The sequence below is a fragment of the Gilliamella bombi genome (assembly GCF_900103255.1).
Classification (GTDB): domain Bacteria; phylum Pseudomonadota; class Gammaproteobacteria; order Enterobacterales; family Orbaceae; genus Gilliamella; species Gilliamella bombi.
Genome location: NZ_FMWS01000003.1, coordinates 24791 through 36419, shown reverse-complemented (window position 1 = coordinate 36419; position 11629 = coordinate 24791). Strand labels below are relative to the sequence as shown.

General features: G+C 37.0%; 15 protein-coding genes. 12 read left to right on the top strand and 3 right to left on the bottom strand.

Going from position 1 to position 11629, the window contains the following annotated elements; genetic code table 11:
- A partial coding sequence (locus B9N71_RS12915; protein ID WP_167370029.1) for a tetratricopeptide repeat protein occupies positions 1-429 on the bottom strand: 429 nt, incomplete at its 3' end.
- A gap of 72 nt (positions 430-501) precedes the next feature.
- Between B9N71_RS12915 and B9N71_RS00830 the strand changes: the two genes are divergently transcribed.
- Entirely contained in the window at positions 502-714 is a 213-nt protein-coding gene (locus tag B9N71_RS00830) for a hypothetical protein (protein ID WP_085163784.1), read from the top strand.
- A gap of 18 nt (positions 715-732) precedes the next feature.
- Here B9N71_RS00830 and B9N71_RS00825 read toward each other — a convergent pair whose 3' ends face one another.
- The gene (locus B9N71_RS00825) at positions 733-1341 is read right to left on the bottom strand and encodes a hypothetical protein (protein WP_085163783.1); all 609 of its coding nucleotides are present in this window, start codon (positions 1339-1341) and stop codon (positions 733-735) included.
- Between the two features lie 248 nt (positions 1342-1589).
- Between B9N71_RS00825 and B9N71_RS00820 the strand changes: the two genes are divergently transcribed.
- Both B9N71_RS00820 and B9N71_RS00815 read left to right on the top strand, forming a co-directional pair.
- On the top strand, positions 1590-2717 hold the full coding sequence (locus B9N71_RS00820) for a KPHS_23130 family T6SS system protein (protein ID WP_085163782.1): 1128 nt from the start codon (positions 1590-1592) through the stop codon (positions 2715-2717).
- Between the two features lie 17 nt (positions 2718-2734).
- Positions 2735-4441, top strand: coding sequence for an esterase/lipase family protein (locus tag B9N71_RS00815; protein ID WP_085163781.1), 1707 nt, complete (start codon positions 2735-2737; stop codon positions 4439-4441).
- 179 nt (positions 4442-4620) lie between these two features.
- On the opposite strand, the gene B9N71_RS00810 is transcribed toward B9N71_RS00815, so the two are convergent.
- Entirely contained in the window at positions 4621-5337 is a 717-nt protein-coding gene (locus B9N71_RS00810) for a helix-turn-helix domain-containing protein (protein WP_085163780.1), read from the bottom strand.
- A gap of 250 nt (positions 5338-5587) precedes the next feature.
- Between B9N71_RS00810 and B9N71_RS00805 the strand changes: the two genes are divergently transcribed.
- The 9 genes from B9N71_RS00805 to B9N71_RS00765 are packed head-to-tail and all read left to right on the top strand — an operon-like array spanning position 5588 to position 11570.
- A complete protein-coding gene (locus B9N71_RS00805) occupies positions 5588-5800 on the top strand; it encodes a helix-turn-helix domain-containing protein (protein WP_085163779.1) in 213 nt (70 codons plus the stop codon).
- 11 nt (positions 5801-5811) lie between these two features.
- Positions 5812-7791 (top strand): transposase domain-containing protein, encoded by a 1980-nt coding sequence (locus B9N71_RS00800; RefSeq protein ID WP_085163778.1) that lies wholly within the window; start codon positions 5812-5814, stop codon positions 7789-7791.
- A gap of 2 nt (positions 7792-7793) precedes the next feature.
- Positions 7794-8699, top strand: a complete 906-nt coding sequence (locus B9N71_RS00795) for an AAA family ATPase (RefSeq protein ID WP_085163777.1) — start codon at positions 7794-7796, stop codon at positions 8697-8699.
- Positions 8700-8701: 2 nt separating this feature from the next.
- Positions 8702-8992 carry an HI_1482 family protein gene (locus B9N71_RS00790; RefSeq protein ID WP_085163776.1) on the top strand — a complete coding sequence of 97 codons (291 nt, stop codon included), beginning with the start codon at positions 8702-8704 and terminating at the stop codon, positions 8990-8992.
- 13 nt (positions 8993-9005) lie between these two features.
- Positions 9006-9656: a DUF3164 family protein gene (locus B9N71_RS00785; RefSeq protein WP_085163775.1), complete on the top strand. Its 651-nt coding sequence runs from the start codon at positions 9006-9008 to the stop codon at positions 9654-9656.
- Position 9657: 1 nt separating this feature from the next.
- Positions 9658-10245 carry a gp16 family protein gene (locus tag B9N71_RS00780; protein ID WP_167370028.1) on the top strand — a complete coding sequence of 196 codons (588 nt, stop codon included), beginning with the start codon at positions 9658-9660 and terminating at the stop codon, positions 10243-10245.
- Complete coding sequence (locus B9N71_RS00775) at positions 10242-10757, top strand: HI_1489 N-terminal domain-containing protein (RefSeq protein WP_085163773.1); 516 nt, start codon at positions 10242-10244, stop codon at positions 10755-10757. The genes B9N71_RS00780 and B9N71_RS00775 overlap by 4 nt, the downstream gene beginning before the upstream one ends.
- Positions 10744-11187: a Mor transcription activator family protein gene (locus B9N71_RS00770; protein ID WP_085163772.1), complete on the top strand. Its 444-nt coding sequence runs from the start codon at positions 10744-10746 to the stop codon at positions 11185-11187. Before B9N71_RS00775 ends, B9N71_RS00770 begins: the two co-directional genes overlap by 14 nt.
- Positions 11187-11570 (top strand): hypothetical protein, encoded by a 384-nt coding sequence (locus B9N71_RS00765; RefSeq protein WP_085163771.1) that lies wholly within the window; start codon positions 11187-11189, stop codon positions 11568-11570. Before B9N71_RS00770 ends, B9N71_RS00765 begins: the two co-directional genes overlap by 1 nt.
- Positions 11571-11629 lie beyond the last annotated feature (59 nt).

Genomic DNA, 11629 nt, shown 5'->3' with positions numbered 1-11629 from the left:
GTAGTTGCGAGGCGGTTTACCACCTGAGCCGTTTTCGTAGATATAACCAATACTATTTTGGGCATCCAAATTACCTTGAGCGGCCGCTTTTTCAAACCAGCTTAATGCAACAGGAAAATTATTAAACTCATCACGATACATCGCCCCTAAATTATATTGGGCTTTAGCCAGTCCTTGAGCAGCGGCTTTTTCGAACAGTAATCTGGCTTTAGTATGATAGCCTTTATGTAATAGGGCATCTTGATAATAAATTTCCCCAAGGCTATTTTGGGCATTAGCATCGCCTTTATCGGCCAGTTTGGTACAAATAGCGATATTGGCTTCGTCTTTATTTAATGGCAAACACTTTGTATTGGTTTTAGCCGCACTAGGCAATGATAACCCAACTAACACAAACAATAAAAGGGGGAGTTTGGTGTGTGCTAACATAGAGTATTCCAGTTGATTGTTCGATAAAACATCAGTTTATCATAAAATATTCCTAGATAAAACAGACCATTAATGCCGAATGGTCTGGCGCTGAAGATTAAATTTAAGTTGATTCTCGCTCAAATTAAATCGTTTAAAGAGCTCAATATGTTTGTTGAAAAGTTTCAAGAAGAGAGCGGTGTTAATCTTTCCCAAATTAACAAGAAAGCGATTGAAAGTATAAAAAACGATTACGAGTCTATTTTATTAACGACTCAAAATAATGTTCATAAATGGCTTAAATAAAAAAGGGCATGCGTGCCCTTATTCTTTAAGTGGGGGATAGCCTGGCCAGTAATTTTCAAATGGTAGCTGTCCCATGGTAATAGCGTATTTACGCCAAAGCTGAGCTTGTGCAATATCTTGTGCTTCGCCTTTATAGTAGTAACTTAATAATGTCATGCTTTTATAATAACTTTGAATTGCTTTTTTTATATAATAACGCTCCTTTAGTGAAGAAATTTCACCAATAGTTTCTCCTAGTACACATGACCAAGTTGGTCGTCGCCAACTATACATTGAGCCAATACCATCTCTAAGATAAAGCTGGTAAATGTTGTTAAAGAATTTAAATTTTTCAGCAATATAGTCTTCATCACTGGAATCGGTTATTTGAAATCGTTGTCGGTGTGGTTCTTTATAATCTTCAATTTTAGCTTTAAGTGAGTATTTTTTATAATTTTCGTTATTTTCAATACGCCAGATAACATCCTCTAAACTGTAATCAGGCATAACACGAAAAGCTTGCACCAAAGTGTCAAAACCTTTAGGTACATCTTGCTCAGTGCCAAGTCCTTGCATATACATAAAGGCCAGTGTTTTAAGCGCTGGTGCACAGTTTTGTTTAGCGGCTTTTTGGTATAAAGTAGTCATTATGTATTTCATTCGCAATTACGTTGGCAACATGATAATTCTGTTATAAAAAACCGAAAGGTAAGAATTATTCGGGCTGATAATAGTGAAATAGAAGCAGTAACCGATGAAAATGGAATGCTACCTGCACAATACAGTCAATTTGTTGAGCCAATAACTATTGTGATTGAGCCAGAAACAAAAAATTAAACATCGTATTACTAATTTAAATCATGATCACAAATATATAAATAGCAGGAAACATATTAATGGGCTGGGAAACTTCTAAATTATTAAGCTATCAACCAATTAAAAAACCAAATTATCTATTATGGGGTATGAGTTTATTATTTTTAATTTTAGCTGGTTTTATAATAACTGTTTTTACTTGTGATGGCTCAGACTACCTTTTATTTTGGTTTCTGGCTATTGGTGTTCCGTTTTTTTTATGGATAATGATACTTGCATCTTGTTTATTAATTAACATTTCTGAGCATGCTTATAATGAAAGAATCACAGAACTAAATCAAGAATCAACCCAATTTTGGCAAAATTGGAGTAAGCAACAGATCCCCATATTTGGAAGTTATATGATCTGTGCAGAACAAAATGGCATAAAAGCTTTAACAGGTGATCTTGAACAAATTCCCCTTTATCCTGAAAAAGCAAGGCCCCTATTTAATTTGACTGCATCAACTAAACCCTATTGGTTTCTTGATGAGGTAATGCAAAACTTAGAACAACAATGTCCTAATTATCGTCGCTATTTAACGCATATCTACATACCTAAAGCACTCATTGATGACGATGAACTGCTAGAAGCTATATTTCAACGTTGGGATTTATATCCTGAACCCATAATGGATTATTCGGTATGGATGTCAATACTTTATGAAGAGCCAGATAATATAGAATTATCGCTAATATTAGTATGCCAATATAGTGATATAACCTACCATCATCACAGTAAATTTATCAGTGCTATGTTAATTGGTGCAGAATCATTAATTAATACTAAAAAGCTACAGGCAAAATCTTGGTTAGGTCGTTTGATGATTGCTCAAGACGATTTATCAGCTGATATCAATCAGTTTTTTACTTATACACAACTTTCTGCTCAAAATGTTAAAGATGTTTGGATTTCTGGATTAGACCCAAAAAATCGCACTCAATTTAACATTGAAAGGCATAAATTAGATATTGGTGAAAATAAAGAAAATCTAATTCATGATATAGATTTAACTTTTGCCAAACCCACAGAATTGACAAAGTATTTAGCGTTAACGATGGCAAGCGGTTGTGTTAGTGCTTCTTCGCAAGAACAACTCGTTATTAGCCAATATAAAGATAAAGTCTATATACAGCTAATTACTTTAAAAAAATTGATCCAAGAATAGAATAGGTAGAAAACAACATGACTAACAATAATCAGCAAGCCACGTATTTATATAATACCGTTCCAACATCAGAAAAGACCATACAAGGTTTATATCTTGAAAAAGAACGACTTATTGTACCGATTATCTTTATTCCGGGTGTGATGGGCAGTAATTTAAAAGAAAAAACAGATAAAAAGGAAGCAAAAAAAATTTGGCGTTTAGATGATGAAACATCGGTTATTGGCTGGTCATTACCGTATTATGGTGATGCTAAAGCACGAAAATTAGAACTTGATCCTGAAAAAACAGAAGTTGATGATCGTGGCACTGTGGTTGATGCGGCAGCCGAAGAGGTCGCTCGAATTAAAAATGAATATAATTTAAAGATACAATTATTAGGTAATGATAAAAGTCAACGGAATGAAAAGCGTCGCCTTAACCGAGAACAAAAAAAAGAAATCCAAAAAGCAATAAATAGTAACCTTGAAAACAGACTTTTTGGTTCGCGACAAGCACGAGGTTGGGGGACAGTAGGTTATATTAGTTATGGTGAATTTTTAGAATTATTACAAAAAATCTTATTTGAACCAAATGGTCACTTATCAACTATTTTAAATGATTTAACAAAACCGCCTTCATTTTCATTAGATGAGGGTTCAAAATCGTCACTAGAGTTAGATGAAAAGCAAATTCAACATTGCGAAAAATTTTATTTTCCCGTACATGCAATGGGGTATAACTGGTTACAATCTAATGAAGATAGCGCTATGGCGTTAAAAAAACTTGTTGAAGTGACCTTACCCAAATACTATAAAAAGCGTGGAAAAAACTGTGATAAAGTGATTTTGGTCACTCACTCTATGGGGGGATTAGTTGCCCGTTATTATACTGAAGCATTAAATGGTCGGAACAAAGTCTACGGAGTAATCAATGGTGTACAGCCAGCTACGGGCGCCGTTGCTGCCTATACTCGAATGAAGCGGGGCACAGAAGTTAATGGAGATAATAGCATAAGTAATTTTGTAACGGCCAATGTTTTAGGTAAGGATGCCGCAGAAATGACCGCAGTTTGTGCTCAAGCACCAGGACCACTCCAGTTATTACCCACGCCAGAATATGGTATGGGTTGGCTTACAATCACAGAACCCAACGGTAAACCAGAATCCTATCCTAAAGCTGATCCTTATGCAGAAATCTATTTAGCCAAAGATAAATGGTGGTGTGCTTGTGAGCCCCATTTGATTAATCCATTTAATACTGACCATAATTTGCAACAAATGCAAAAGGATTGGAAGAAATATGAAAATATTATCAAATATAAAGTAAAAAAATTTAATAAGAGTATAGCTAATAAATATCATCCTAACACTTATGCTTTTTTTGGTCTTGAAGAAGATGCTAATAATATTAAAACAGAGTCGTTGACTTATCAAATCGCCCACTGGCAAGGTTCTGTGACGGTAAGCAAAAAAAAGGCGTCAGCCAACCATATTGGTGATAAGAATCGGCTTAATTTAAAAGAGCTAGTGGAAATAAGAACCCTCCAAAATGGGGATATCAATGAAAAATACACATTATTACCCGCAGACGGTAATGGTGATGGTACCGTATCACAGCAATCTGGCGAAATACCAATTGATTATTTAAAAGCACGAATGTGTTTACCGGTTGGCCATGAACCCGCTTATAAAAATAAAATCAGTCGATGTAATAGTTCACTAAGAATAGAAATAAGGGAATAAATAAAAATTTGCGGGAATAAATTGGATTATGCCTGATGGAATAAGGGATTATAGAGAATTAAAAAAATAAAGCGGCGAAAAATTCAAAATGAAAATAAAATATAAAACGGCTTGGTTTTTTCGTTGAAATTAGTAACGTGGGTCAGCCGTTTAAATTGCGTTTAAAAATTCTTTAAAAGTTATTTGTAAGGGCTGGTTAAAATCATTTCTACTTTAGCTATTACTTTTATATGTGAGTCTGCATTATCTAATTTTATTGTAAATGATTTATATGCCTTATTGTCGTTTATTATATGAATGGTGTTTGTGTTTAAATCATGTTGTAATCTGTATATAACGTATGACTCCTTTATCTTCAATAAGTAGATCCCATTCAAGATATTGTGAAGCGCTTCTTCTTGTACGTTTAATAGTGCAATATCGCCCTCATTGATTGTTGGGGTCATTGTATCATTACTTGCTCTGATGATAGCTAATTTGGAATTAAACAGACCCGTTTTTAGTAACCAATACTTGCTTAATACAAAATTTTCCCTTATATCCATCATCCCCGATGGTGGTTCTTTTTTGTCTAATTCATCAGGAAATAAAATTGATGTTAGATGCGGAACAATCACATAACTATCATTGCTAGTTGTGTCTGTGGGGTAGTCTTTATTATAGTTTGGTGATTGTTCATAGAATTTTTTATCTAGGTCTCTATGGTTGTAATTTTGCAACAACTCAAATTTATTTATAATATCAGATACTTCGTATTCAAAACCTCCGCCTTTTTGCCCTTTTGTTTTTCGCTTTTTCCAGTTTTCATTCTTTGCTCTTAACGCCACTCCTTGCACGGTTTTTGGACAGTTATATTTACCTGCCATTTCTCTTGGAGTTAACCAGATTTCTTTCATGTTAATACCTCATATTTAAAGTTCACTTTAAAGTTAACATTAAAATATTTAAACTTTAATAATTATTTGTTTATCAAGCGTTTAACCATTATATTTTTAGTGGTAGCTTATATTTTTAGTGTTTCAACCTTAAAGAGATCTTGCAATTAACTTTAAAGTAAGTTACGATTACTTACAGGTTGCAGTTAAACTTAAAAGTTTAACTTAAAAGTAATCGGTTATTGTTACATTTTTTAATAAGGTGGTAAATATGGAAAAACAAGATTGGCATGCAGAAGATATTAAGTGCGAGCTCCGTAAAAAAAGGATTACCTTGAAATCGCTTTCAATAAATGCGGGTTTAGCTCCTTCTACATTAAATAATGCACTAAGAGTCTCTTACCCAAAAGCTGAGCGCATTATTGCGGAGGCTCTTGGTTTAGAACCAAGAGATATCTGGCCTTCACGCTATCAATATAAATAAGGGATGCATTTATGTGGATTACAGCGCAAGAGTTAACTCAAATTGCAGGTATGCCCAGCACCGTTCAAGGTGTTCTGTATAAAGCTAAGGCTGAAAGCTGGGAACGACGCAGAGCTCAAGGTATAAAAGGCGGTGCGTATGAATACAATGTCTTTTCTTTGTCTATTTATGACCAAGGTCGTGTTTTGAAATCAAAAAACAAAATCATGATCGGCAATCAAATTTTAGACAAGCCCGAACCCAAGGAAAAAAGCTATTGCGCTGATGCTCTCTGGGCTAAGTGGGAAAAGGCAACTGATAAGCAAAAAGATAAGGCTAAAGTTAAAGTCGCGGTTGTCCTTGCTGTTAAAGCTATTGTTGATGCTGGCACTAGCCCAGTTACGGCATTTGATGTTGTTGCGCAGAGTCATGGTTGTAACCCTTCAGCAGCTCGACGATGGTATTACACTGCAATTAAAGTTGAGCAATCCGAATATCTTCCTGCTCTGCTTGACGGTAGTGCTTTTCGTGATTATTCATCTCGTCAATACAATATGACGCCCGACGCATGGGACTTTTTTGTTGCTAACTATTTTAGACCCGAGCAACCAGCGTTTAACACGTGCTATCAGATGTTGTGTGATGTCGCCAAGGATAAGGGGTGGGATATTCCGCACAAATCCAGCTTGCGCCGAAAGATTGAACGTGAAATCACACCACAACAGCAAGTATTGTGGCGTAAGGGCGAGCATGCACTAATGCAGTTGTATCCTGCGCAGCAACGTAGCGTTATTGAGCTTGATGCGCTCGAATGGATTAACGGTGACGGCTATCTGCACAATGTGTTCGTCAAATGGTATAACGGCGAGATTTTACGACCTAAGACTTGGATCTGGCAAGATGTTCGCACTCGCAAAATCTTAGCTTACTACTGTGATGTTTCAGAGAATAGCGATTCAATTCGTCTATCGCTAGCTGATGTGATTGAGAATTACGGCATACCAAAGCATGTCACTATCGATAACACGAGAGCAGCAGCAAACAAATGGTTGACTGGTGGCGTACCAAATCGTTACCGCTTTAAAGTTAAACCAGATGAGCCAATGGGGATTATTCCAATGCTTGGCATTCAGCTTCATTGGTCAAGTGTCATGTTTGGTAAAGGGCATGGTCAAGCAAAGCCGATTGAGCGTGCATTTTCTCACGGTGGGCTTGGTGAGCTTGTTGATAAGCACCCACTTCTTGCTGGTGCATATACAGGGGCAAATGTGCTTGAAAAGCCCGATAACTATAACAGCAAGAATGCTGTTGATGTTGAATCTTTTCTTAAGGCGCTTGAGCAAGGTATCGCAATGTTCAATAGCAAGCCAAATCGTAACACCGAGGTCTGTGGTGGTGTGATGTCGTTTGATGATGCATTTAATGCTAGCTATCAATCAAGCGCCATTAAAAAAGCTACAGCGGAGCAACGCCGATTATTGTTACTTCCTTCTGAAGCGGTGACCGTTCGCTTTGATGGCACGTTTACGATTGATGCCGGCGGCTCAATTCGTGGCGCTAAAAACCGCTACTACAATGAAAAATTAATTGGCATTCGACCTAATAAAGTTGTTATTCGATTTGACCCTCGCAACCTACACGATAGCGTCCTTGTTTATACGTTGGATGGTCGATTTATCTGTGATGCTCAGTGTTTAGATCGTGTTGCGTTCGGTGATACGCAAGCCGCTCGTGAACATAAACGTCAACGTACGCAGTTCGTTAAACGCCATAAGGGCGCAGCCGAAAATCAAAAACGCATGTCGATTTTAGAAGTTCAATCGCTCATGCCCGATATTGAAGTATCAGAAAAAACAGATTCGAAAGTCATTGAGATTTTAAAAGCTGAGCAGGCAAAAAATGGAACTGTGGCAGATGTCGATACTGACAAGCCAAAGGCCGATGTGCTTGATTTCGATTCGGCATTTGCAATTGGTTTAAAAAAATTAGCAGCTAAAAAAAATGAGGAATAAGCATGTTTACTGGTATTAGAAATGAAATAAAAGCGGCGGTTGAAAATGGTGAAAAATATAGCGCTATCGCGAAACAAAGCGACGTTTCACCTGCAGCACTCAGTCAGTTTATGAATAATTTGTATGGCGGCGACAACCAGAAAATTGCTGATAAGTTAACAGTGTGGCTTGATAACAAAAAGAAAGCAAACAACTTGAAAACCGCACCAAGCTTTGTTGAAACACCAACAAGTAAAAAGATATTTAATGCGCTTGATTATGCAAAAATCGCTGGCTGTTTTGTTGTTGTATACGGCAATAGTGGTGTTGGTAAAACTAACGCAATCACTGAATATGCCAAGCAACCAAACGTGTGGCTTATCACTGTTCGCCCCTCATCATCAAAATTAATTGAGTGCTTATATGATATTGCTTGTGCACTCGATATTGATTATGCACCAAAAAGACTTGGCACATTAAGCAGTGCTATATGCAAAAAAATGCGAGAGACCAAAGGGTTGTTAATAATTGATGAAGCAGACCATTTGCCTTATGACGCACTTGAAGAAATTCGTTTGATTCAGGAGATGACGGGCGTCGGTGTTGTACTATGCGGTAACCATCAAATCTATTCTAAATTATCAGGCAATGGCTCTCGTAAAACTGACTTTGCCCGCCTCTTCTCCCGTATTGCTAAAAAAGTGGCGATTTTAAATACAACCGCAGGCGATATTGATGCTATCGCAGATGCTTGGGGCATTGACGGCGCTCGTGAAAGAAAGCTAGTGCACGAACTTGGCAAGAAAGCCGGCGCACTTCGTATTATAAAAATGACGTTATCACTGGCTGCAATTCTTGCAAACAGTAGTAACACATCAATCAATGAAACACATATCAATGCGGCAATTAGAGATTTAGAAGGAGTTTAATTATGCAAGCACAAGAACAACGTAAACCATACGGCACTAACGAAATTGCACTAACAATGAATGATGTATCGAGAATTGTAGCGCAGTTAGCAAACGAGGGTTTTTTAGTTAATAAAGTTGTAATTGGTAATGCTCTGCGCCCTACTATTTTTTTATTTAGTAATGATAAATGTCGCGACCTGATAGATTCAGGCAAAGCATCGTATCAACACTTTAATAATGTTATGCCAATCAAGCAAGGGGTTTTTGAGTATTCTGGCTGTCGCGTTGTTTGGTCTGAAAGTCTAATTTAATTGGGGAAACAAAATGAACGAAAATAAAAATAAAACTGGCAAACAATACACTAATGAAGAAGTTATAGACGGATATTGGAAGGATGGCAAGGGAGCTCTTGTACCAGTGTCAATGATTAAAGATATCGACATAGAGCGTGAGCAAGTCGTTGAAGAAATCATCAAGCATGCAAAATCACTTAATAAAGCGCTGTCGTTATTTAAAGCTAAAGCGTTCGGTGATGTTGCTGCGTTTATCGAGTTATCTGCAGAGCAATATAATGTCATCTTGGGCGGTAAAAAAGGTAATGTAACTTTATTCAGCTTTGACGGTAGGTACAAAGTACAACGCACAATGCATGATAACATCGCTCCAGATGAGCGAATTTTAGCGGCTAAACAGCTAACCATGGACTGTGTTAACGATTGGTCAGAGAATGCGCGACCAGAGCTTAAAGCGATTGTTAACAGAGCTTTTGCAACAAGCAAAGATGGTGATTTAAAGCTTGGTCGGTTGCTTGAGTTGCGCCGTCTTGATATTAAAGATGAACGCTGGCAAAAAGCAATGGACGCATTAAGTGAGTCGCTTCAAGTTATCGGTAGCCGTTCTTACATCCGTGTTTATGAACGCATTGGCGACAGTAACGAGTATCGACCGATTGCGCTGGATATTGCGGGGGTTTGATATGACGAGATCGCAATTAATTAAACTTATTCATATAGCCAAGCAAAAGCTTGGCTTAGATGATGAAACGTACCGCGCTTTGCTTGTCACTGAAACTAAAAAAAGCTCGTGCTCTAAAATGCTAAAGCATGAGCTTGAGAAAGTTTATGAAACAATGAAGTTGAAAGGGTTTGAGTATACAGGCGTAAAAAAGAAGTATGGCGCACCCGCTGTCAAAACATCAGATCGGCGTGATGACATAAAAAAGATTCGCGCTATCTGGATCACAATGGGGCATCAGGGGTTTATTTCTGATTCACGTGACAAAGCGCTTGATGCATACGTCGAGCGCATGACAAAAAAATTTACGGGCGGACTTGGCATTAAAACTCATGCATGGCTTGACTTTAATTTAGCTCAGCATGTTTTAGAGTCTTTAAAGAACTGGCATATACGTGAAATGGTTGATAAATTTTTATTAGTTGATGGTGTATGCTATAGAAACAACGTGCTTTATTTGCCAGATGGCACGTCATACAGTGGGTATGATGAAATTAGAAAGCTTTATGAAGATGTTATCAAAAAGAAATATAGCGGGAGGCGAAAATGAAATTAGGACGCTGCCCTGTTTGTCATAGCGATATTCATCTTGACGCGCTGATTGAAGATGAGGCTGGACGTGAAGTTTTGTCTATGCTGCTTAAATTTAAGCATAACTGTGCTCGTCCGCTTGTTGCCTATTTGGGGTTATTCCGCCCCGCTAAATCTAACTTGAGTAATTCTAGGACAGCTAAACTGATGCAAGAGGTTCTTGAGCAATTCAAACCCAGCCGTCACCTAGCCCACGCTCTTAATGAGACCGTTAAGCAAATTCAGAAAAAGCGAGCAAGCGGTAACGAAATAAAGCCGCTTGCAAATCATAATTATTTAAAAACAGTTTATAATTCAACTGCGCACTTATTTTTGTATACTGAGGCAAGTAAAGAGGATGCACCAACAAAAGAAAGTAACGAAGTTTATTTTGAACAAATGTATCGCGCCAAAGCTGATTTTTCAAAAATAAATGTTGAGGGCGCGCAGGAATGGTACAAAAAAAGGAGGGAAAGAGATGGGCGAGGATAATTTAAGATTGTTCGATGATGATCATGAAGAGCTAGGGGTTGCACTTGATACATTAGATAACATGACTGATGTTATAACAATTCGAAAAAACTGGCCTAGACTTTTATCTGAGTTTGTTGATTTATTTTGCGCTGAGCTGGTAAGGCAAGGTATGTCGCATGAAAAAGCAATAACTACAGCAACAAAGCTCGTTTGTGTGCTCGGCAATTATTTTGGCGGGCGTGTTTGTTATATTCCTAATGGCGAAAGGTTGAAACAGGCAATACGTGATAATCGGATTTTTCTTGATTATCAAGTTAGTGACGGAAACATAGCGCCACTGGCAAAAAAATATAATTTAACAGATAGTCATGTTTATTCTATTATACGGGAGCAATTAGCATTACATAGAAAAAAATATCAACCAGATATGTTCGAGAGGAAAGGATAATGACAATAAGAGAAAAATTTATAAAGATTCGAAATTTTATTTATATATTACTAGCAATATTTCTTATTTATCTTGCTGTCACTCATTTTCTAGGTACGAGCGCCCCTACGTGCGGAGCAAAAGAAACTGTTAATAACGTTTTTTCGATTTTAAAAAAAAGTGCTCTGCAGGATGGAATGACTGAAGATGAAGTGTCTCGTATTAATTTAAAGTTATCTAATATAATCACTTTAGATAAAAATAACGTTGGTGCGTATTTTTGTGAAGCTGATGTAATATTACAGCAAGGTGATATCAAAATGACTAATCACATAAAATATAACAATAGAATTGTTGAAGATAAAAAGGATGTATTTTTAACAACAATCACTAGCATCAACTAAATCTAAATTTCTTAGAGCTACCACAAACCCAACAATTCTTTAATTCCCCTATCCTTTAA